The sequence below is a fragment of the Streptomyces sp. NPDC058985 genome (genome assembly GCF_042740985.1).
Taxonomy (GTDB): domain Bacteria; phylum Actinomycetota; class Actinomycetes; order Streptomycetales; family Streptomycetaceae; genus Streptomyces.
On sequence record NZ_JBHYJX010000013.1, the window covers coordinates 1 to 21,905 of the forward strand.

Consider the following 21,905-nt stretch of genomic DNA (forward strand, 5'->3'; position numbering starts at 1 on the left):
TTAGAAGTTCCCGCGGGGGGAGCCGCGCGCGCTGGCGCGGGCGCCCCCACCGTCGTACCGCCGTGCCGTCAGCGCGCCGGGTCGCCGCGCCGCGCCGACAACAGGTCCTCCAGCTGCTCCTCGCGGGCCTGCGCCGCGACGAACAGCAGCTCGTCGCCCGCCTCCAGCGAGTCCTCCCGCGACGGGGTCAGCACCCGGGTGCCGCGGATGATGGTCACCAGCGAGGTGTCCTCGGGCCACTCGACGTCACCGACCTGGATCCCGGCGAGGGCCGACTCCTCCGGCAGCGTCAGCTCGACCAGGTTGGCGTCGCCGTGGCTGAAGCGCAGCAACCGGACCAGGTCGCCGACGCTCACCGCCTCCTCCACCAGGGCCGACATCAGCCGCGGGGTGGAGACGGCGACGTCCACGCCCCAGGACTCGTTGAACAGCCACTCGTTCTTCGGGTTGTTGACCCGGGCGACGACGCGCGGGACGCCGTACTCCGTCTTGGCCAGCAGCGAGACGACGAGGTTGACCTTGTCGTCGCCGGTCGCGGCGATGACGACGTTGCAGCGCTGGAGCGCCGCCTCGTCCAGGGACGTGATCTCGCACGCGTCGGCGAGCAGCCACTCCGCCATCGGGACGCGCTCGACCGAGATCGCGGTCGGCGCCTTGTCGATGAGCAGGACCTCGTGGCCGTTCTCCAGCAGCTCGCCCGCGATCGAGCGGCCGACCGCGCCGGCTCCGGCAATGGCGACCCTCATCAGTGACCGCCCTCCTTTTCGGGCCCCTTGGCGAACGCCGCCTCGACCTTGTCGACCTCGTCGGTGCGCATCATCACGTGCACCAGGTCGCCCTCCTGCAACACGGTCTGCGAGGAGGGCAGGATCGCCTCCCCCAGCCGGGTGAGGAAGGCCACCCGCACACCCGTCTCCTCCTGGAGCCGGCTGATCTTGTGGCCCACCCAGGACGGTGAGGTGTGCACCTCGGCGAGCTGGACCCCGCCGGTGGGGTCGCGCCACAGCGGCTCGGCGCCCGAGGGGAGCAGCCGGCGCAGCATCTGGTCGGCCGTCCAGCGGACCGTGGCCACCGTGGGGATGCCCAGGCGCTGGTAGACCTCGGCGCGGCGGGGGTCGTAGATGCGGGCGGCGACATTCTCCACGCCGAACATCTCGCGCGCCACGCGGGCGGCGATGATGTTCGAGTTGTCGCCGCTGGAGACGGCCGCGAAGGCGCCCGCGTCCTCGACGCCCGCCTCGCGCAGGGTGTCCTGGTCGAAGCCGATGCCGGTGACCCGGCGGCCACCGAACGAGGAACCGAGACGTCGGAAGGCGGTGGGGTCCCGGTCGATCACGGCGACCGTGTGCCCCTGCTGTTCCAGGGCCTGGGCGAGGGCGGAGCCCACGCGCCCGCAGCCCATGATGACAATGTGCACGGCTCTACACCACTCTTCTTCCGAGCCCTCTGACGTAGGCGTACGTCCCGCTCATTTTCCTCTTTCGGCTCGACGGGCAACACGTGCGGCCCCTGTCCGGGGGCGCCGGGCACCATCATGCCGGTCCGGCGGGTCCGGCCCCCGCCCGGGTGGCCCCCGGCGCCCCGCCGACGGTCCGAGCCCAGTGACGCGGAGGGCCGGGCGTCCCGCCTCAGCTCTCCACCGACGACCCCCGGCGCCCGATGCTGCGGATGCTGGCAAAAGTGAGGATTCCGAGGCCGGCGAGAGAGAGAAGGCCGCCGATCAGCTCCGCGGACAGGTGCATGAGACCTCCAGGGTGGCAACGGCCGGGCACCGGGCGGTGTTTGCGCGGTGTTCGTCATATAGGCATGCCAGGCCCCCGACCTGCGGAACCCGCAGCCCGACCACCCGTCGAATTCACCCGTAGAGCAGACGGCGGGTGGATCGGGGGTGGCGGGTGGGCGCGCGCCCGTTCGAACGCTTACGATCCTCTGTTGTGTCCAAACTGACCGACGTGCCCAAGCGGATCCTGATCGGGCGCGCACTGCGCAGCGACCGGCTGGGCGAAACGCTCCTGCCGAAGCGCATCGCCCTCCCCGTCTTCGCATCCGACCCGCTCTCCTCGGTGGCGTACGCGCCCGGCGAGGTGCTGCTCGTCCTGTCCATCGCGGGCGTGTCGGCGTACCACTTCAGCCCCTGGATCGCGGTCGCGGTCGTCGTCCTGATGTTCACGGTCGTCGCCTCCTACCGGCAGAACGTGCACGCCTACCCGAGCGGCGGCGGCGACTACGAGGTGGCCAACACCAACCTGGGACCCAAGGCGGGCCTGACCGTCGCCAGCGCCCTGCTGGTCGACTACGTCCTGACCGTCGCCGTCTCGATCTCCTCCGGCATCGAGAACCTCGGCTCCGCGGTCCCCTTCGTGGTCGAGCACAAGGTCCTCTGCGCGATCGCCGTGATCCTGCTGCTGACCCTGATGAACCTGCGTGGCGTCAAGGAGTCGGGCAAGCTGTTCGCGATCCCCACGTACGTCTTCGTCGGCGGTGTCTTCATCATGATCGCGTGGGGAGCGTTCCGGGCCGTGGTGCTCGGCGACACCATGCGCGCGCCGACGGCGGACTACGAGATCAAGCCGGAACACGGCGGGCTCGCCGGCTTCGCCCTGATCTTCCTCCTCCTGCGCGCCTTCTCCTCCGGCTGTGCCGCGCTCACCGGTGTGGAGGCGATCTCCAACGGCGTCCCGGCCTTCCGCAAGCCCAAGTCGAGGAACGCGGGGAACACCCTCGCGATGATGGGCCTGCTCGCCGTCACCATGTTCTGCGGCATCATCGCGCTCGCGTCCGCGACGGACGTGCGCATGTCGGAGAACCCGGCCACCGACCTCTTCCACAACGGTGTCGCGGTCGGCGCCGACTACGTCCAGCACCCGGTGATCTCGCAGGTCGCGGAGGCCGTCTTCGGCGAGGGCAGCTTCCTCTTCATCGTGCTGGCCGCGGCCACCGCGCTGGTCCTCTTCCTCGCCGCGAACACCGCCTACAACGGCTTCCCGCTGCTCGGCTCGATCCTCGCCCAGGACCGCTACCTGCCGCGCCAGCTGCACACGCGCGGTGACCGCCTGGCGTTCTCCAACGGCATCGTCCTGCTGGCCGGCGCCGCCATACTCCTCGTCTTCGTCTACGGCGCCGACTCCACGCGCCTGATCCAGCTCTACATCGTCGGCGTCTTCGTCTCCTTCACGCTCAGCCAGATCGGCATGGTCCGGCACTGGAACCGCCACCTGGCCGTGGAGAAGGACCAGTCCGCGCGCCGCCGCATGATCCGCTCCCGGGCCATCAACGCCTTCGGCGCCTTCTTCACCGGGCTCGTCCTGGTCGTCGTACTGGCCACGAAGTTCACCCACGGCGCCTGGGTCGCCCTGCTCGGGATGTGCATCTTCTTCGCCACGATGACGGCGATCCGCAAGCACTACGACCGCGTCTCCGAGGAGATCGCCGCCCCCGAGGACCCGGAGGAGGCGCAGAGCGACGACATGGTGCGCCCGTCCCGGGTCCACTCGGTGGTGCTCATCTCCAAGATCCACCGCCCCACCCTGCGCGCGCTCGCCTACGCCAAGCTGATGCGCTCCGACACCCTCGAGGCCCTGAGCGTCAACGTCGACCCGGCCGAGACCAAGGCCCTGCGCGACGAGTGGGAACGGCGCGGCATCGCCGTACCGCTGAAGGTCCTGGACTCCCCCTACCGCGAGATCACGCGGCCGGTCATCGAGTACGTCAAGAGCCTGCGCAAGGAGTCCCCGCGCGACGCGGTCTCGGTCATCATCCCCGAGTACGTGGTCGGCCACTGGTACGAGCACCTGCTGCACAACCAGAGCGCGCTGCGCCTCAAGGGCCGCCTCCTGTTCACCCCCGGCGTCATGGTCACGTCCGTCCCGTACCAGCTCCAGTCCTCCGAGGCCGCGAAGAAGCGGGCCCGCAAGCGGCAGGACTGGAACGCGCCCGGCGCGGTCCGGCGCGGTCCGCTCCACCACGACCGGGCGAAGGACTCCTCGCCGTCGAAGTAGAGTGGACGGCTGCGGTCCCTTCCCGCCGTCCCTCACACCCCCGTTCTCTGGAGCCACCCCGCCATGCAGGCAGAACCGAAGAAATCGCAGGCGGAGTCCGGAGCGGTCTCGCTCGTCGGCGAGGAGTACGAGGTCGAGATCGGCCCCGTCGCGCACGGCGGCCACTGCATCGCCCGTACGTCCGAGGGACAGGTGCTCTTCGTCCGGCACACGCTGCCCGGCGAGCGCGTCGTGGCCCGGGTGACGGAGGGTGAGGAGGGCGCCCGCTTCCTGCGCGCGGACGCCGTCGAGATCCTGGACGCCTCCAAGGACCGCGTCGAGGCCCCCTGCCCCTTCGCCGGCCCCGGCCGCTGCGGGGGCTGCGACTGGCAGCACGCCAAGCCGGGCGCCCAGCGCCGCCTGAAGGGCGAGGTCGTCGCCGAGCAGCTGAAGCGGCTGGCGGGCCTCACCCCGGAGGAGGCCGGCTGGGACGGCACGGTGATGCCCGCCGAGGGCGACAAGCTGCCCGCCGGCCAGGTCCCGGCGTGGCGCACGCGCGTCCAGTACGCGGTGGACGCCGAGGGCCGTGCGGGCCTGCGCAAACACCGCTCGCACGAGGTCGAGCCCGTCGACCACTGCATGATCGCCGCGGAGGGCGTCAGCGAGCTGGGCATCGAGGCCCGGGACTGGCCCGGCATGGCGTCGATCGAGGCGATCGCGGCGACCGGCTCCCAGGACCGCCAGGTCATCCTGACCCCGCGGCCGGGCGCGCGGCTCCCCATCGTGGAACTGGACCGCCCGGTCTCGGTCATGCGGGTCGGCGAGAAGGACGGCGGCGTCCACCGCGTCCACGGCCGCCCCTTCGTCCGCGAACGCGCCGACGACCGCACCTACCGCGTGGGCAGCGGCGGCTTCTGGCAGGTCCACCCGAAGGCGGCCGGCACTCTGGTGACCGCGGTCATGCAGGGCCTCCTCCCGCGCAAGGGCGACATGGCCCTCGACCTGTACTGCGGCGTGGGCCTCTTCGCCGGCGCCCTCGCCGACCGGGTCGGCGACCAGGGAGCGGTCCTCGGCATCGAGTCCGGCAAGCGCGCGGTCGAGGACGCCCGGCACAACCTCGCCGGCTTCGACCGCGTCCGTATCGAGCAGGGCAAGGTCGAGGCGGTCCTGCCCCGGACGGGCATCGACGAGGTCGACCTCATCGTCCTGGACCCGCCGCGCGCGGGCGCGGGCAGGAAAACGGTGGAGCACCTCGCGTCACTGGGGGCGCGGAGGATCGCCTACGTGGCGTGCGATCCGGCTGCGTTGGCCCGGGACCTGGGGTACTTCCGGGATGGCGGGTATCGGGTGCGGATGCTGCGGGTGTTTGATTTGTTTCCGATGACGCATCATGTGGAGTGCGTCGCCATCCTCGAACCAGCCGCAAAGGGCTCCTGACCTGCGGTTTTGCCCGTGCGCATGATGTGCGGTGTGGGCGTTACGGGCGATATCTTGACGCTGAAATGACGCTCGCGACGCTCATTTGACGCTCGTTCTGATGGGGTGTCAGGTGAAGGTTGGGCAGGTCGAGTGGAGTCAAGGGAGGCCGGTGGTTGTGGTGTCCTGCCGCGGTGAGCGGGACGCCAGCCAGGTCTACCCGGTGAGACTGATCAACCCCGACACGTCGTGAGACAGATCCGGGAACCATAAGTGGGAAGTCAGGCTTCGGGGATGGCGCGGCCGAAGTCGGCGAGGGTGACGGCCTCGGGCTCGGGGCCGCCGCGGTGGCCGGTCTCCAGGGCGTCCAGGGCGGCGAGTTCGTCGGCGGTGAGGTCGAAGTCGAAGACGTCGATGTTTTCGGCGATGCGGTGGCGCTTGGTGGACTTCGGGATGACCGATCGGCCCTGCTGGAGTCCCCAGCGCAGCAGCACCTGGGCCGGGCTCTTGCCGTGCGCCTCGGCGATGCCGGTGACGGCCGGGTCTTCCAGGACGCTCCGGCGGTGTTCGCCGTAGCCCGGGTAGAAGGTGATGCCGCCGATGGGGGACCACGCCTGGTTGAGGATGCCGTGGGCGTCGTCGAAGTCGAGGACGGCGCGCTGCTGGAAGTAGGGGTGGATCTCCAGCTGGTTGACGGACGGTACGACATCGGTGGCGTCGAGCAGCCGGGTGAGGTGGTCGACCATGAAGTTGCTGACGCCGATCGCGCGGACCTTGCCGTCGGCCAGCAGCTTCTCCAGGGCGCGGTAGGCGGCGAGGGTCTTGTCGAACTCGGACGGCAGGGCCTGGTGCAGGATCAGCAGGTCGATCCGGTCGAGGCCGAGTTTGGCGGCGCTCTTGTCGAAGCCGTGCAGCGTCTCGTCGTAGCCGTAGTCGCTGATCCAGATCTTCGTCTCGACGAAGACGTCGTCGCGCGGGACGCCGGAGTCGCGGACGGCCTGGCCGACCTCGCGTTCGTTTCCGTAGGCGGCGGCGGTGTCGATGTGGCGGTAGCCGAGGTCGAGGGCGTCCTTCACCGCGGCGATGGTCTCGTCGGGCGGGGTCTGGAAGACGCCGAGTCCGAGGGCGGGCATCTCGACGCCGTTGTTGAGGGTGAGGGTCTGCATCACAGGGACCTTTCGGTGTGGGGTGCCCGTGCGGGCGCGATGAGGGTCAGGACGGTGGCGACGGCCAGCGCCAGGAGGACGGCCGAGCCGGTCAGGGCCGCTGCGGAGCGGCCGGCGATGTCGGCCGGTGTGTGGCCGGTGGAGACGGTGGCGGCGACGGCCGTCAGCAGGCTCAGGGCCAGCGCGCTGCCGATCTGGTGCACGGTGTTGACCAGGCCGGAGGCGGCCCCCGCGTCCAAGGCGGCGACGCCGTCGACGCCGCTGGAGGTCAGAGGCGCCAGCGTCAGGCCCTGCCCGGCGCCGATGAGCACCATCGGCAGAGCGATACCGGTCAGGTAGGGGGTGTGCAGGCCGAGACGGCTCAGCCACGCCATGCCCACGGTGGTCAGGGCGACTCCCGTCACCAGGACCAGTGGCCGTGCGGCCCGCTCCAGGAGGCGGGGCACCTGGACGGCAAGGGCGAAGTTGACCAGCGTCATCGGCAGGAACGCCATTCCCGCCTGCAACGGCGTCCAGTGGTAGACGCTCTGCACGAACTGCGCAGTGAAGAAGAACCCCATCATCGCGCCCATGTACAGCATCCGGGTGACGTCGGCACCACCACGCTCCCGGCTGGTGAACAGCCGCAGCGGCACGATCGGCTGGGCGGCCCGCCGCTCCACCGCCACGAACGAGCCCAGCACCACCACGCCCGCCGCCAGCGGCAGCAGGGCGGCCGGCGCCGTCCAGCCGAAGTCGGCCGCGTCCACGATGCCCAGGACCAGGGCGGTGGAACCCAGGGTCGCCAGCAGCGCCCCGGCCACGTCGAAACGGCCGCCCCGCCGTTCCGTCTCGGGCAGGAACCGTACGGCCAGGACCATCATCACGGCGCCGACGGGCACGTTCAGAAAAGCTGACGCAGATGATCGCGAGGATCAGTGTCGGGTGGGCCGGGGGCATGCCCGGCCGCCTTGCCGCAGGCGCCGACCTGCGCTGAGCGGTGGTGGTGGTCATGGCGTCACCGGCCCCATCGTCAGCTCCTCGTCATCCGCCGCAGCGATCACCTGCCGGCCGGCCGCCGCGGCAGCCGCGCTTCCGCTGGCCGCGGCAGCCTTCACCTTTCTCGCAGACTGCCTGTTCACGGCCTGACCAGCACCTTCAGCGCGTCGTCGGCGCCGGCTGGCAGCTCGGCCCGGGTTCCGCCGGCGAGCGGCACACGGGCTGTCCCGCCCTGGCCGCCGTCGACACCGTTCACGGCCCAGAAGCCGTGCAGGTCGCTGCCGCACACGCAGGCGGTGGTGATGCGGACGAGGGCGTCGGTGGGCTCCTCCAGGGTGGGATCGGCCATGTCCTCGACACGGACGTCACCTGCTTCGTACATGGGTGCTGCGCGCACGGTGCTCCCTCGGATCGGTAAAGGCCGAGGTCGGGACCCTCCCGCGGTGTCCGGTCCTCGGTCCTGTTCCAGGGAACATCGCGTGGGCCCTCGGGTGGGAGTCACTGCTCTTCCAGGTACTGGCAGTACCTCGCAGGCCCTCCAGGGCCGTCCTACGGTGGAGAGGCCGGCACAAGATTCACGCCGATCCGAGGAGCTTCCCCGTGCCACTGCCGTCCGCCGCGACCACTGTCCGTCCCGCTCCGTGCCGTACGGCGCTCCGCCTGGAGAGCGACCATGGCTGACAAGAAGAGCGTGGCCGGGGAGGTGCGCGAGTTCCTGAGCACCCGGCGGGCCCGGATCACCCCTGAGCAGGCGGGGCTGCCCGTCTACGGCGGCAACCGCCGGGTCGCGGGGCTGCGCCGCGAGGAGGTCGCCCTGCTCGCGGGCTTGAGCGTGGACTACTACGTCCGGCTGGAGCGCGGAAACCTCAGCGGGGCCTCCGACTCGGTCCTGGTGGCCCTCGCGCACGCCCTGCAGCTGAACGAGGCCGAACGTACTCACCTGTACGACCTCGCCCGCGCCTCCACCCCGGCCGGCAGGAGGCCGGCGGTGACCTCCTCGCGGGTACGGCCCACGATCCTGCGCATGCTCGACTCGATGACCGACGTCCCGGCGTTCGTCCGCAACGCCCGCTTCGACGTCGTGGCCGCCAACGCGCTCGGCCGTGCGCTGTACGCGCCGCTCTTCGACTCCCCGCTGTTCGCGCAGCGCGGTCCGGTCAACAGCGCCCGCTTCCTGTTCCTGGATCCCGCGGCCCAGGACTTCTGGGCCGACTGGGACAAGGGCGCCGACGACGCCGTCGCCTTCCTGCGCACCGAGACCGGCCGGGCGCCGCATGACAAAGCGCTCACCGATCTGGTCGGGGAGCTGACGACCCGCAGCAACGAGTTCGCCCGCAGGTGGGCCCGGCACGACGTCAAATTCCACCGCTCGGGCGTGAAGAACTTCCACCACCCGCTCGTCGGTGACCTCGCGCTGCCCTACGAGGCGCTGGACCTCCCCTCCGACCCGGGCCTGCGCCTCAACATCTACACACCCGAGCCGGATTCCCCTGAACGCCAGGCCCTGGACCTGCTCGCCAGCTGGACGACCACCGGCACGGTCGTCCCCGCCGACACCGAGTGACCTCACACGATCAAGGAGAACCCACCTCATGCAGTACCGACCGCTCGGCCGCACCGGCGTCCACGTCAGCCCGCTCTGCCTCGGCGCGATGATGTTCGGCCCCTGGGGCAACGAGGACGAAGCCGACTCGATCCGCATCATCCACCGCGCCCTCGACGCGGGCATCAACTTCGTCGACACCGCCGACGTGTACTCCGCCGGCGTTTCGGAGGAGATCGTCGGCAAGGCCCTCGAGGGCCGCCGCGAGGACGTGTTCCTGGCGACGAAGTTCTTCATGCCGATGGACCAGGACGACCCCAACCAGCGGGGTGGCTCCCGCCGTTGGATCATCCGGGAGGTCGAGAACTCCCTGCGCCGTCTGGCCACCGACCACATCGACCTCTACCAGGTCCACCGGCCCAGCCCCGACACCGACGTCGCCGAGACCCTCGGCGCCCTCACCGACCTCGTACGCCAGGGCAAGGTCCGCTACATCGGTTCGTCCTCCTACTCCGGCTCGCAGATCGTCGAGGCCCAGTGGACCTCGCGTGACCGGAACCTGGAGCGGTTCGTCACCGAGCAGCCGCCGTACTCCCTCCTGGTCCGCGGCATCGAGGAGGACGTGCTGCCCACGGTTCGGCGGCACGGCATGGGCACGCTCACCTACAGCCCGCTCTCGGGCGGCTGGCTGTCGGGCCGCTACCGCAAGCACGCCACAGAGGGCCCGGCCTCGGCCGCCCGTCCCCAGGCCCGCTTCGACATGAACACCCCCTCCAACCAGCGCAAGTTGGAGGCCGTAGAACAGCTCGCGGTCCTGGCGGAGAAGGCCGGCCTCACCCTGATCGAGCTGGCCGTCGCCTTCGTCATCAACCACCCCGGCGTCACCTCGGCGATCATCGGTCCGCGCACCATGGAGCAGCTGGAGGCGTTCCTGCCCGCGGCCGACATCGCCCTGTCCGCCGACGTGCTGGACGCCATCGACGAGATCGTCGCCCCCGGTGTCACCGTCAACCCGGTCGACAACAGCTACGGCGACTTCGAGCTGCGAGCGGACCAACGGCGGCGCTGACCACGAGGAGACCGGGCCGACACCAGTCGGTCTACCTCCCAGGCCCAGGTTCCCTCCGAAGAAGCGCCAGTGTCGTGACCCGGCCGGCTGTTCTGAAACCGTCGCCAGAGACAGCCGCTTTCTCGAACAAACCATGCGCCCTGGCAATGACGCCTCCGTCGGCCAAGGCCATCGGGCTGTTGACGCGGGTGCGGCGGCGTAGCAGCTCAGATCCAAGGAATGTGAATGCTCCAGTCGGGTCAGGGCATCCGTTCAGGCCGGCACAGGACCTCACGCGAAGGTGAAGACCGCCTTGCCGACCGTGTTTCCCGAGCGGAGCCGGGCGGCGGCTTCTCGGCATCGCTCGGCGCTGAGGGTGGAATCGATGACGGGTGTGACGTCACCGCGTTGGACAGCCGGCAGCACTTCGGTGCTGAGCGCCTCCAGGATCGGGACGGTCTCCCAGTCCCGGGAGAACCCGAAGGAGACGCCGTGCACGGTGAGATGCCGGAAGGACAGGGCGTCGAGGTCGATCGTCGTGGCGGGGCCGGCGAGGCGGCCGATGTTCACCACCTGTCCGTCGAGGGCGGTCGCGGGCAAGCAGGCGGCGAAGGTATCGCCGGCGACGTGGTCGAGCACCACGTTCACCCCCTTGCCGTCGGTCGCATCGAGCACGGACTCCGCCAAGTCCTCGCCGCTGCCGGTGACGATCACGGTGTCCGCTCCCAGGCTGGTGAGCAGGTCCTTCTTGTCCTTACTGCGGGTGGTGGCGATGATCTTCGATGCGCCGAGCGTCTTGGCGATCTGGATGCCGATCATGCCGATACTCGTGGACGCTCCCGTGCTCAGGACGCTCTGTCCCGCCCGGAAGCCCGCGATGGAGAGGGCGCCGAACTCGGTGAGCAGTGCGGTCGGCAGCGCGCACGCCACATCCGGGGCCAGGGTCGTCGGGCGGGGCAGCACGAACCGGTGATCGGCCACCAGGTACTGGGCGAACGCGGAGGGGAAGGTTCCCATGACCGGGTCCCCGGCCTTCCAGCGGCCCGCGCCCGGGCCGACTGCGGCGATCTCGCCGGCGTACTCGAACCCGGCGATGGACTGGTTGCCGGTTCCGCCGTGGGTGGGGTCGGCTTCGGCGAGCATGGGCAGGTCGGCGTTGTTGGTCGCCGAGGCGTGGTTGCGGATGAGGACTTCCCCTGCTCCGGGGGTGGGGATCGGCACGTCGTCCAGGACCCACTCGGGCCCGCGGCCGAGCAGCAATGCCTCCATCGTGTCCGTCATGTGGTGCTCCGTGGGTGTGGGCTGGACCGCCGTGGTGACGGCGGTGTCAGGGCATGGTGCCGGGCCGGCCGCAAGTATGTTGTGCCTTGCGGCCGGCCCGGGCGCGGGCTGACCTACTTGCCGCTGTAGACGGGGAAGGCGGCGTGCTCGCCGTAGTCACGCTCGTCGAGAGTGCGCAGGGTGGCCATGTCCGCCTCGGAGATCTCGAAGTCGACGTCGGCGTTGGAGCGCATGTGCTCGGGGTTCGCGGTCTTCGGCAGCGGCTGGGTGCCCAGTTGCAGGGTGTAGCGGATGCAGAGCTGCGGGACGCTCACCGCGTAGCTCTCGGCGATTTCCTTGATCTGGGGGCTGTGGAGGAGCTGGCCGTGGGCGATCGGCGAGTACGCCTGCACGAGGATGTTTCGTTCTTCGCAGAAGCTCAGCAGCTCCTCCGGGGTGTTCCCGGCGTGGAGGAGCACCTGGTTCACGTGCGGTGCCACCGTCCCGTGGGTGAGGATGTTCTCCAGGTCGGACTGGAGGAAGTTCGACACGCCGATGGCGCGGATCTTGCCGGCCTTGTGGGCGTCCTCCAGTGCGCGCCACGCCTGGCGGTTGCCCTCGGCGTGGTCACCGCCGCGGAAGTCGTCCCACGGCTGGGGGGCGTGGATCAGCATCAGGTCGATGTAGCCGATGTCCAGCTTCGCCAGCGATTCGTCGATCGCCGCGGTCGCCGCGTCGTACTCCTTGATCTCCGCGGCCAGCTTCGTGGACACGAACAGGTCCTCGCGTGCCACACCGGAGGTGCGGACGCCTTCTCCGACTCCGCGCTCGTTGCCGTACGCCTGTGCGGTGTCGATGTTGCGGTAGTCGGTCTCGATCGCCGAGCGGACGGCGTCGGCTGCCTTGTCGTCCTCGATGAACCAGGTGCCCAGGCCGAGCTTCGGGATCTCGACGCCGCCTGCCAGGGTGTAGGTCTCGTTCAGGATGCTCATGCGTTCTCTCCGTTCTTCGGCAGTCGGCCGTACACCTCGTCGGTGACCGGCTCCAGCCACTCGTTGCTGACGTCTTCTCCCGGCGTGATGAAGGCGAGGTGGGAGAACCACGAGTCGGCCTTCGCGCCGTGCCAGTGCTTCGTCCCCGCCGGGACGCGGATGGTGGTGCCCGGGGTCATGCTGATCGGTTCCTGGCCCTCGGCCTGGTACCAGCCGCTGCCCGCCGTACACAGCAGGATCTGATCGCCCCCGCCATCGGTGCCGTGGTGGATGTGCCAGTTGTTGCGGCAGCCCGGCTCGAAGGACACGTTGCTGACCGGGACGCTCCCGCCGGTCAAAGGAGCGAGGTAGCTCTGCCCGATGAAGTTCTCGGCGTAGGCGTCGTTCGTATCACCGAGCGGGAAGATCTGCTGGAATCCGTGGTCGGACATGTGGGGGTGTCTCCTTGATCATTTGAGGTTGCCGGCTGCGCCGTTCAGAGCTCGTGGGCCCTGCCGGCTCCTCGGCTTGCGGCGTCCACTTGATCTCTGTTCCGGACGGCTGGAGGTGAGAGGGGCGGTCACTTCTCGATGAGCTGCCCGTACTCCTCCTGGAAGCGGTCTCCAGCGGCGGGCGGGAGGTTGTCGAGGCGGGCGAGCTGGTCGGCGGTCAGGACGAGGGCATCGGCGGCAGTGTTCTCCTCGACGCGAGAGACCCGCTTGGTGCCGGGGATCGGAGCGATGTCTTCACCCTTGGCCAGCAGCCAGGCCAGCGCCACCTGGGCCGGTGTCGCCTCCACCTCGGCGGCCACGGCCTGGACCTCGTCGGCGATGGCCAGGTTGCGCCGGAAGTTCTCGCCCTCGAAGCGGGGGTTGCCGACGCGGAAGTCACTCTCGTCCAGGTGGGCGATGGAGCGGACGGAGCCGGTCAGGAAGCCGTGGCCGAGCGGCGAGTACGGGACGAAGCCGATGCCCAGCTCCCGCGCCACCGGAAGGATCTCCTGCTCGACCTCCCGCTCCCACAGCGAGTACTCCGTCTGCAGCGCGGTGACCGGGTGGACGGCGTGGGCGCGGCGGATGGTTGCGGGCTTGGCCTCGGACAGGCCGATATGCCGGATCTTGCCTTCGCCGATCAGCTCGGCCAGTGCGCCCACGGTCTCCTCGATCGGCGTGCCGGGGTCGACGCGGTGCTGGTAGTAGAGGTCGATGCGGTCGGTGCCCAGCCGTCGCAGAGAGCCCTCGACCGCGGCACGGACGCTCCCCGGGGAGGAGTCGACCTCGTTCGGCGTCGCCGTTGCACCGGTGTGGGAGACCAGACCGAACTTCGTGGCCAGACCACCTGGTCGCGGCGTCCCTTGAGTGCCCGGCCGACCAGTTCCTCGTTGAGGAACGGTCCGTAGACCTCTGCGGTGTCCAGGAAGGTCACGCCGAGGCCGAGGGCACGGTGGATGGTGCGGATCGACTCGGCGTCGTCCGTGTTGGCTCCGGTGTAGAAGTCGGACATCCCCATGGCACCGAGACCGATACGGGAGACGTCCAAGCTCCCCAGTTCGATGTGCTGCATCGCGGCTTCTTCTCCGTTCTCCGGACCAGCCCGGAAAAGCGTCTCCGGCGCCGCACGCCGGATGATGTGCAAAGTTCTCTTGGGCCGAGGGTCGAGCTCGCCTTTCCGAGAATCAATTTCCCGGATTTGCGACCTCTTCCTCATCGCCACGTCGTCCAGCTTGGCGCCGCCTCACGCGTGCGAAAAGAGGAGAGATTCTTCCGGGGAAGGATCCTTCCCTCCCAGCGGCAGACTCCGAGTGCGACAGTGAAGGCATGAGCAGCAAGCGCAACGAGCTGGGATCCTTCCTCAAGGCGCGACGCGCCGAGCTGACCCCGCGCGCCGTGGGCCTGCCCGACAGCGCGGGTCCGCGCCGGGTGGCCGGACTGCGCCGCGAGGAGGTGGCGCGGCTCGCGGCGATCTCCACCGACTACTACACCCGCCTGGAGCAAGGCCGCCTGCCGGCCTCGGCGCCAGTACTGGAGACCCTGGCCGAGGCGCTGCACCTCGATGAGGACCAGCGGCGCTACCTGTTCGGCCTGGCCGGCAAGGAGACAGCCAAACCGCGTCGCCGCGCTGTGCAGAAGGTGCAGCCGCAACTGCGCAGGGTGCTGGACGATCTCACCTCCACCCCGGCGATCGTGATGGGCCGCCGCATGGACGTCATCGCATGGAATCCCCTGGCGGCCACTCTGATCACGGACTTCGGAAAGGTTCCTGAGAAGCATCGCAATTACGTGCGGATTCTTTTCACCGACCCGATGATGCGCAGCCTCTATGCCGACTGGAGAAGCGTTGCGCGGACCGCGGTCGCACAACTGCGGATGGAGGCGGCGAAGTACCCGGACGACCCGCGGCTTGCCGCACTGGTCGGAGAGCTGTCCGTACAGGACGCCGACTTCCGCACCTGGTGGGCCACACACCACGTCGCCACGCTCAGCGTGGGCACCAAGGTGTTGCAGCATCCCGTCGCCGGGGAGCTGTCGCTGGACTGGGACACCCTGACCGCGAGCACCGACCCGGACCAGCAACTGGTGGTCTGGACGGCCGAGGTCGGCTCCCCCACCCACGATGGCCTGCGCATCCTTGCGTCATGGGCCGCCGGCCACCACCAGATCACGGCGCGACCAGCCGATTGAGGTGCCGATCAGCCGCAGGCAGAGCATCCATCGCTCGCGAGACCGACTGGCCGCACCCCCCTCGCGCCGTCCGCCGTGACGCTCGTTTCACCGGTGAGGCGCTTGCGTCGGTGACGCCCTCAAGGTCTCGATCGGAGACCCTTGACGCGCATACGACGCTCGAACAGGAAGTCCTGCCCCCGGAACTCTCTTGGCTGGAGCTGTCGGGAGTTGCGCACCGACTCGGACCGGCGACCGCGACGAGTCTCTGCCCGTGACGTCGACGACCTGGTCAAGGCTCTCGGCTCGGGCACCGGCCTGTCGAAGAGTGAGGTCTCCCGGATCTGCGGCGTTCTCGACGAACGGCTCGACGAACGGCTCGATGAGGGCGGTGCAACAGAGGTCCAGGTGGGCGAGGGGTCGGTGGCTGCCCTCGGGTCCGGGGCCTGGCCGGAGCGAGACGGCTCAATGACGGCGCCTGCGATGGTCACTCCTCCGAGGCAGGCTCCGCGGCGCGGGTCCCGCGCTTCCGGGCGGCGTCGGCCGCCGGCTGTGCGGGGGCCGGCGTGGTGGCTGTGAGTCCCGCGACCATCCGGGCATACACCTCTCCCGCCCGCGCGTCGAGTTCCGCCAGTGGGATCCCCGTGTCCCGGGCGTACGCCTCGCGGAAGATCGCGTAGCCCATCTGTGCCGCCGCCGTCATCACGTGGGCCGCGACCGCGTCGGCGTCCGGCGGGAGCGCACCGGTGTGCAGGTCTCTGTCCAGGCTCTTGCGTGTCTGCCCGAATCGGGGGAGCGGGCTGAAGTCGGTGTCGCCGTCGAGGGCCAACAACGTTTCGAGGCGCACCACTTCGGGCTCCTCGACGCGGTAGTGGAACATCGCCTGACGGCGTTCGGCGAACGGCAGCTCCCAGTGGCCGTCGCCCTCCGCGACACGGCGCTCCACCAAGTCGGAGGCGGCGGCCCGCAGCAGGGCCTGCCTGGTGCCGAAGTACTGGTAGATCTGGCCGTGGTTGACGCCCGCCTCGGCGGCGACCTCGCGGAGGCTGATGCCGGCGAGGACTCCGTCGCGGTCGAGCAGTCGACGCGCGGCGGCCAGCAGATCGGCTTCTGTCTCCTGGCGGCTGCGCCTGCTCCTGCGCACCTTGCCCGGTTGGCTCATGCCCTGCTGCCCCTCGTTCGTCGTTCCGTGATGTCCGGCGGCGCCGCAGGGCACCACTGCCCTCGAACCGTAGCGCCCGAGGGCGGTTCGACCGCCCGGCGCAGTCCGGACCGGTCACCGTCGGTTGCGTTTCTTCTCGGTTCCGACCCTTGCCGTGCCGGGGAGACCAGCTTAGAGTTCCCGCTAGTAACGTTTCGTTAATAACAGATCGTGAATTGAGTGTGTACCCATGGCGACACTCCCCCTCGCGGGTATCCGCGTACTCGACCTCTCCACTGTCCTGGCCGCCCCGGTGACGGCCACCTTCCTCGGTGACTTCGGTGCCGAGGTGGTCAAGGTGGAGGAGCCCGGCCGCGGCGACTTCACCCGAGGCACCACCGCCGGCGCCCGCTCCCCCTACTGGGCGCAGGAAGCCCGGAACAAGAAGTCCGTCACCCTGAATCTGCGCACGGAGCAGGGACAGCGGATGGTGCGTGACCTGATCCCGCACTTCGACGTCGTCGTCACCAACTACCGCCCGCCGACCCTGCGTTCCTGGGGGCTCGACCCGGACCGGCTCAGCGAGCTGGCCCCGGATACCGTCCTCGTGTACGTGACGGGCTACGGCCTCACCGGGCCGTACAGCGACCGCGGTTCCTTCGACCGGATCGCCAGCGCCTTCGCCGGACTGACCTACGTGACCGGTGACGCGGACCGGGACCCCGTCCGCAGCGGCTACTCGACGATCGACTACATGGCCGCCTATCTCGGTGCGTTCGCCGTGGTCACCGCCCTCTACCACCGCGACACCGCGGGCGGCGGCGGGCAGGTCGTCGACCTCGCGCTGTACGAGGCCGGGTTCCGCGCCTCCGAGGACGCGCTCGCCGCGTACGCCACCACCGGGCGGGTCCGCGAGCGCGCCGGCAACCGCAATGCCAACATCGTCCCCGCCAGCGACTTCACCACCTCCGACGGCCGCCGGATCTCCATCCACGCCGGCACCGACGCCCTGTTCCGCCGCCTCAGCACCCTCATGGGCCGGCCCGAGCTGGCCGACAGCGAGGCGTACGCGACCCGCGCCGCGCGGGCCGGGCACGCCGAGGACCTGTACCGGATCGTCGGCGAGTGGGCCGCCGGGTACACCGCCGACGACCTCAGCAAGATCCTCAACGAGGCGGACATCCCCTCCTCACCGCTGATGAGCATCGCCGACATCGCCGCGGACCCGCACTACCGCGAGCGCGGGACGCTGATCGACGTCGAGGACCCGGAGTTCGGCGCGCTGCCCATGCCCGCACCGCTGCCCCGCCTGTCGAAGACGCCCGGCATGGTCCGCTCGACCGGACCCGCGCTCGGCGAGCACAACGCCGAGGTCTACTCCGGTGTCCTCGGCCTGAGCGAGGACCGGCTCGCCGTTCTGGAGGCCGACGGGGTCATCTGACCCCTGGCTCCACGCGCTCCTCTTCCCCGCCGTGAGCGGCCGGTCCCGCAGACCCGGCCGCGCGCAGCGTCCCGTCACCGCTTCCGGGAGGTCGCCATCCATGGCCGCACCACGCGATCCCTTCGCACTGGGAGACCGGCTCGACCGGCTCCCGCTCAGTTCGTTCCACCGCAGGCTGGTCTTCGCGCTCGCCGGGATGATCCTGTTCGAGTGGGTGGAGATCAACGCCTTCGCGTTCGTCGCGCCCACCTTGCGTGAGCAGTGGGGCATACCGCTGTCCACGGTGGCTCTGATCGCCGGCGTCAGCCAGCTCGGGGCGTTCGGCGGCGGCGTGCTGGGCGGGTATCTCGCCGACCGGCTCGGACGTCGGCGCACGATGCTCGTCAGCGTCGCCGTGTACTGCGGGGGCAGTGCCCTGTGCGTGATCGTGCAGGGTCCATGGCAGCTGATGGCAGCCCGCTTCGTCGCACATCTGGGCGCCCAGGCCATGGCCGTCATCGCGATCGTCACGCTCAGTGAGTTCGTCCCCGCGGCGGCGCGCGGTCGGCTGCAGACGTGGAAGGTCGCCGTCGGCGCGCTGGGCATCCCGATCGCCGCGTGGACCGGCTACCTCGTCGTCCCGCACTGGACGTGGGGCTGGCGGCTCGTCCTCGGACTCGGCCTGCTCGGGGTGGTCTTCGCCTGTCTCGTGCACCGCTGGGTGCCGGAGAGCCCGCGCTGGCTGCTGAGCCGGGGCGAGAGGGAGCGGGCGGAGGCGATCGTGCGCTCCATCGAACGAAGCTGCGGGGTCCAGGCCCCTGCGCCGGACGCGAGGGCCGACGTGCAGGCCGAGCCCGGCCTCGCGGCCCGCGCCGACGGAGGCGGGCCCCGGAACCCCTCTCCCGCCTCCCGCGTCCGCCTCGCGGAGTTGCTGGCACCGCCGAACCGTCGCCGGTTCGCCGTGGTCGCCACGATGTGGGTCGCCGGGCTGTTCGCCTACTCCGCCTTCAACACCTGGACCCCGACCTTCCTCGCGGAATCCGGCCTCGACCTCGACGACACACTGCTGCTGTCCGCCTGCGTTGCCAGCGCCGCGCCCCTCGGGGCCGTCCTCGCCGTGCCCCTCATCGACCGCTGGGACCGGCGTCGCACCCAACTCGTCCTAGGCTGCACGACCGCGGTGACCCTGCTCCTGTTCGGCCTGGTCCACTCACCGGTCGCCGTCCTGGTGCTCGGCGCCCTGACCAGCCTGTTGTTCCAGACGTCGGTTCCCTTCCTCCAGGTGTACTCCGCCGAGGTCTTCCCCACCCGGGTGCGCGCGCTGGGGGCGGGCACCTCCAACGCGCTGTCGCGCATCGTCAACTTCGGTGCTCCGACACTGGTCGCGGCGGTCTACAGCGGAATCGGCTATGCCGCGGTCTTCGCCATGCTGGCTGTCCTCGGCCTCGTCGGCGGCTGCGTGGCCGTCCTCTTCGGCCCCCGCACCACCGGTGTCAGCCTGGAGGCCGCGGCCGAGGCCGCCACCACCCCGAACCCCGCAGAGCAGAACCTCAAGGAAGACGCCCTACCGTGACAGACCTGACCCATGCGAGCGCCACCGAACTCGTGGCGCTCGTCAAAGCCGGCGCGCTCTCCCCGCGCGAACTGACCGACCACACCCTGGGGCGCATCGCCGCCGTCGACCCGGCGCTCAACTCCGTCGTGGCCCTCGACCCCGAACGCGCCCGCGCCGAGGCCGACGCACTCACCGAACGGCTCGCCCGCGGGGAGGGGACCGGCCCGCTCGCCGGACTGCCCGTCCTCGTCAAGGACCTGGAGGACGCCGCCGGATTCCCCACCAGCCGCGGCACCAGCGGCTTCCGTGACGCCCCGCCCGCCGCAGGCGACTCCGTGCACGTCGCCCGGCTGCGTGCCGCCGGCGCCCTGATCATCGGCAAGACGAACACCCCGCCGGTAGGTGCCGCCATCCACACGGCCAACGACGCCTTCGGCACCACCCGCAACCCGTGGAATCCCGAACGCTCACCGGGCGGATCCAGCGGTGGTGCCGCGGCGGCCGTCGCGGCCGGACTCGTGGCCCTCGGTACGGCGAGCGACGGCGGCGGCTCGACCCGTATCCCCGCGGCACTCTGCGGCCTTCCGGGACTGAAGCCGAGCCGCGGGCGCATCCCGCAGGGCCCGCTCCGCATGCCGAACTGGCCGCAGAACTCGTGTCCCTCCGGCATGGCCCGCACGGTCCGCGACACCGCCCTGCACCTGGACGTCGCGGCCGGACACCACCCTTGCGACCCGTTCTCGCTGCCCGCGCCGACCGGCTCGTACCTGGCCGCGCTCGACACACCGCTGCCCGCCCTGCGCGTCGGCGTCCTTACCACACTGGGCGTGGCCAGGCCGCGTCCCGAGATGGTCGCAGCCCTTGAGCGGGTGGCGGCGCTGCTGCGCGCCGAGGGCCACACGGTGCGTGAGGAGGGCGCCGTCCTCCCGGACGCCGAGACCTACCCCCGTCCGTTCCAGCTGCGGCAGAAGCTCCTCGCCTACAACCGGTACCTGGGCCTGGCCGACGAACTCGCCGCCCGGCGCCACGACTTCGAGCCGTGGTTCGCGAAGCTGCTGGACGACGGCAGCGGGCTCACGCCCGAGGAGGCCGCCGGGCACTGGGCGCACCGCTCCCGGCTCGACCAGTGGACGGCGGACCTCTTCGACCGCCACGACCTGCTGCTCCTGCCGACCGTGCCGACCACCGCCTGGCCCGCCGAAGGCGCCGACACCCTGAAGGCGGTGCGGGAGGGCACGCTCCCGATCGCCTTCACCTCGGTCTTCAACGACACCGGCCACCCGGCCATGACCGTCCCCGCGGGCCTCGCACCCGACGGCCTGCCCTGTTCCGTCCAGCTCGTCGCCCCGCACCACCGGGAGGACCGGCTGCTGGCGGCGGCCCGGCTCGTCGAGGAAGCGGAGGGGCCGCTGCGGCCGCCTTCGTCCGTCATCGGGGGATGAGCGACCCGGGGTGCGCCGTCTCGGGCGGCTGACTGCCGGAATCGGTCTCGTGGCGGGCTTCTTCGGCGGCTGGATGGCCGAGGTCCTGATGCGCTTCACCGACGTCGTCTTCGCCTTCCCGGTGATCATCCTGGCGATGGCGGCGGCCGCCCTCGTCCGGCCCGCACCTGCCCCACGCGGCCCTCGCCGGGGCGCTCGTCCGGTGCGGGACCGAGCCCGCGGCCTGCGGCGCAATCGCCGTGACGCCGACGTGGCGCGCGAGACCGACGAGGGACACGACCGGCCTCACCCTCGCCGTACGGCGCTCGGCGCACGTGAACGGCGGAGCGGCCGCCGGTCCACCGTCCGGAGCCGGCCCGGTGAGGTGAGCCGCTGCGCTGCGAGGAGGCCGTCGCGTCGTCCTGGCACGCCGCCCGGCCGGGCGACGTAGCGCACGCCGGCCACGCCGTGGCGGACGGGACCGGCCCCACCGCGCTCACGGGACTCCGGCGTCGCCGCGCCGCCGGACTGCTGCCCCTCCAGATGGGTCTTCCAGGACCCCAACGCCTCGCTCAACCCCCGGCGCACCGTCGGCGCCCAGATCGAAGAGGTGGTGGTCGCCCGGGACCGGGCCCGCGGCCTGCGGCGCAGTCGCCGTGACCCCGAGGTGGCGCGCGAGGCCGAGGAGGCACTGCTGCGGGTCGGCCTGCCGCAGGGGGCGGCGGAGAAGTACCCGCACGAGTTCTCCGGCGGCCAGCGGCAACGCGCGGCGATCGCCCGCGCCCTCGCCTCACGACCCGAGATGATCATCGCGGACGAGCCGGTGTCGGCCCTGGACGCCTCCGCCCAGGCCGCCGTGGCGAACCTGCTGCACGACCTGTCCCGGCAGGACGGCATCGCACTCGTCTTCATCTCCCACGACCTCGCCGTCGTCGGGGCGCTCGCCGACCGGGTGGTCGTCATGTACCTGGGCCGGATCGTGGAGACCGGAACGGTGGAGCAGATCTTCAACACCCCCCGGCACCCCTACACGCGGGCGCTGCTGGCCGCCGTCCCCGTGCCCGACGGCACCGGTTCCCGGCCCGAGGCCCTGACCGGCGAGATCCCCGACCCCGGCAGCCCGCCCCCGGGGTGCCGCTTCCATCCGCGCTGCCCCCTCGCCGTAGACCGCTGCCGCACCGACGACCCGGCCTTGCTGGAAGCGCCGGGCGCCTCCGGTGACGCTTCTTCGGTACTTGTGGCCTGCTGGGTCGCACAGGAGGAAGAATTTTCCCGTACGAAGACCTGACAACGGCCATCCGGCATCGGCGTCGACATCACGGCACGACGTCCCTGACGTACGTTCATAA

At 70.7% G+C, this 21,905-nt stretch carries 18 protein-coding genes and 2 pseudogenes; 10 read left to right on the plus strand and 10 right to left on the minus strand.

Annotated elements, in window-relative coordinates:
* Positions 1-68 precede the first annotated feature (68 nt).
* Both ACFW01_RS14340 and ACFW01_RS14345 read right to left on the minus strand, forming a co-directional pair.
* Positions 69-746, minus strand: a complete 678-nt coding sequence (locus tag ACFW01_RS14340; RefSeq protein WP_064730242.1) for a TrkA family potassium uptake protein — start codon at positions 744-746, stop codon at positions 69-71.
* Positions 746-1,417, minus strand: coding sequence for a TrkA family potassium uptake protein (locus ACFW01_RS14345; RefSeq protein WP_234958516.1), 672 nt, complete (start codon positions 1,415-1,417; stop codon positions 746-748). Before ACFW01_RS14345 ends, ACFW01_RS14340 begins: the two co-directional genes overlap by 1 nt.
* A 517-nt stretch (positions 1,418-1,934) precedes the next feature.
* Between ACFW01_RS14345 and ACFW01_RS14350 the strand changes: the two genes are divergently transcribed.
* A complete protein-coding gene (locus ACFW01_RS14350) occupies positions 1,935-3,998 on the plus strand; it encodes an APC family permease (protein ID WP_234958517.1) in 2,064 nt (687 codons plus the stop codon).
* Positions 3,999-4,061: 63 nt separating this feature from the next.
* Positions 4,062-5,414 (plus strand): class I SAM-dependent RNA methyltransferase, encoded by a 1,353-nt coding sequence (locus ACFW01_RS14355; protein ID WP_384503758.1) that lies wholly within the window; start codon positions 4,062-4,064, stop codon positions 5,412-5,414.
* A 260-nt stretch (positions 5,415-5,674) separates the two neighbouring features.
* On the opposite strand, the gene ACFW01_RS14360 is transcribed toward ACFW01_RS14355, so the two are convergent.
* From ACFW01_RS14360 to ACFW01_RS14370, 3 genes are all read right to left on the minus strand, one after another.
* Positions 5,675-6,559: an aldo/keto reductase gene (locus ACFW01_RS14360; protein ID WP_384503760.1), complete on the minus strand. Its 885-nt coding sequence runs from the start codon at positions 6,557-6,559 to the stop codon at positions 5,675-5,677.
* Positions 6,559-7,440: an MFS transporter gene (locus ACFW01_RS14365; RefSeq protein WP_384503762.1), complete on the minus strand. Its 882-nt coding sequence runs from the start codon at positions 7,438-7,440 to the stop codon at positions 6,559-6,561. The genes ACFW01_RS14360 and ACFW01_RS14365 overlap by 1 nt, the downstream gene beginning before the upstream one ends.
* Positions 7,441-7,676: 236 nt before the next feature.
* Complete coding sequence (locus tag ACFW01_RS14370) at positions 7,677-7,934, minus strand: hypothetical protein (protein ID WP_384503764.1); 258 nt, start codon at positions 7,932-7,934, stop codon at positions 7,677-7,679.
* Between the two features lie 276 nt (positions 7,935-8,210).
* On the opposite strand from ACFW01_RS14370, the gene ACFW01_RS14375 reads away from it, so the two are divergent.
* Both ACFW01_RS14375 and ACFW01_RS14380 read left to right on the plus strand, forming a co-directional pair.
* Positions 8,211-9,101, plus strand: coding sequence for a helix-turn-helix domain-containing protein (locus ACFW01_RS14375; RefSeq protein WP_384503766.1), 891 nt, complete (start codon positions 8,211-8,213; stop codon positions 9,099-9,101).
* 28 nt (positions 9,102-9,129) lie between these two features.
* A complete protein-coding gene (locus ACFW01_RS14380) occupies positions 9,130-10,149 on the plus strand; it encodes an aldo/keto reductase (protein WP_234958540.1) in 1,020 nt (339 codons plus the stop codon).
* A 270-nt stretch (positions 10,150-10,419) separates the two neighbouring features.
* On the opposite strand, the gene ACFW01_RS14385 is transcribed toward ACFW01_RS14380, so the two are convergent.
* The 4 genes and pseudogenes from ACFW01_RS14385 to ACFW01_RS14400 all read right to left on the minus strand — a co-directional run bounded on the left by ACFW01_RS14385 (position 10,420) and on the right by ACFW01_RS14400 (position 13,922).
* Positions 10,420-11,409: a zinc-binding dehydrogenase gene (locus ACFW01_RS14385; RefSeq protein WP_234958541.1), complete on the minus strand. Its 990-nt coding sequence runs from the start codon at positions 11,407-11,409 to the stop codon at positions 10,420-10,422.
* A 113-nt stretch (positions 11,410-11,522) separates the two neighbouring features.
* Complete coding sequence (locus ACFW01_RS14390; protein ID WP_234958542.1) at positions 11,523-12,380, minus strand: aldo/keto reductase; 858 nt, start codon at positions 12,378-12,380, stop codon at positions 11,523-11,525.
* The gene (locus tag ACFW01_RS14395; RefSeq protein WP_234958543.1) at positions 12,377-12,811 is read right to left on the minus strand and encodes a cupin domain-containing protein; all 435 of its coding nucleotides are present in this window, start codon (positions 12,809-12,811) and stop codon (positions 12,377-12,379) included. Before ACFW01_RS14395 ends, ACFW01_RS14390 begins: the two co-directional genes overlap by 4 nt.
* 128 nt (positions 12,812-12,939) lie before the next feature.
* A pseudogene (locus tag ACFW01_RS14400) lies at positions 12,940-13,922 on the minus strand (aldo/keto reductase).
* A gap of 254 nt (positions 13,923-14,176) precedes the next feature.
* On the opposite strand from ACFW01_RS14400, the gene ACFW01_RS14405 reads away from it, so the two are divergent.
* Entirely contained in the window at positions 14,177-15,040 is an 864-nt protein-coding gene (locus ACFW01_RS14405) for a helix-turn-helix domain-containing protein (protein ID WP_384503769.1), read from the plus strand.
* Positions 15,041-15,506: 466 nt separating this feature from the next.
* Here ACFW01_RS14405 and ACFW01_RS14410 read toward each other — a convergent pair whose 3' ends face one another.
* On the minus strand, positions 15,507-16,181 hold the full coding sequence (locus ACFW01_RS14410) for a TetR/AcrR family transcriptional regulator (RefSeq protein ID WP_234958546.1): 675 nt from the start codon (positions 16,179-16,181) through the stop codon (positions 15,507-15,509).
* A gap of 229 nt (positions 16,182-16,410) precedes the next feature.
* Between ACFW01_RS14410 and ACFW01_RS14415 the strand changes: the two genes are divergently transcribed.
* The 5 genes and pseudogenes from ACFW01_RS14415 (at position 16,411) to ACFW01_RS14435 (ending at position 21,844) form a co-directional block, all read left to right on the plus strand.
* Positions 16,411-17,601: a CoA transferase gene (locus tag ACFW01_RS14415; RefSeq protein WP_234958547.1), complete on the plus strand. Its 1,191-nt coding sequence runs from the start codon at positions 16,411-16,413 to the stop codon at positions 17,599-17,601.
* 100 nt (positions 17,602-17,701) lie between these two features.
* Complete coding sequence (locus ACFW01_RS14420) at positions 17,702-19,153, plus strand: MFS transporter (protein ID WP_384503772.1); 1,452 nt, start codon at positions 17,702-17,704, stop codon at positions 19,151-19,153.
* Complete coding sequence (locus tag ACFW01_RS14425; RefSeq protein WP_384503774.1) at positions 19,150-20,577, plus strand: amidase; 1,428 nt, start codon at positions 19,150-19,152, stop codon at positions 20,575-20,577. Before ACFW01_RS14420 ends, ACFW01_RS14425 begins: the two co-directional genes overlap by 4 nt.
* Positions 20,578-21,112: 535 nt before the next feature.
* A pseudogene (locus ACFW01_RS14430) lies at positions 21,113-21,370 on the plus strand (ATP-binding cassette domain-containing protein); the annotation flags it as partial.
* 147 nt (positions 21,371-21,517) lie between these two features.
* Positions 21,518-21,844, plus strand: coding sequence for an oligopeptide/dipeptide ABC transporter ATP-binding protein (locus ACFW01_RS14435; protein ID WP_384503898.1), 327 nt, complete (start codon positions 21,518-21,520; stop codon positions 21,842-21,844).
* Positions 21,845-21,905 lie beyond the last annotated feature (61 nt).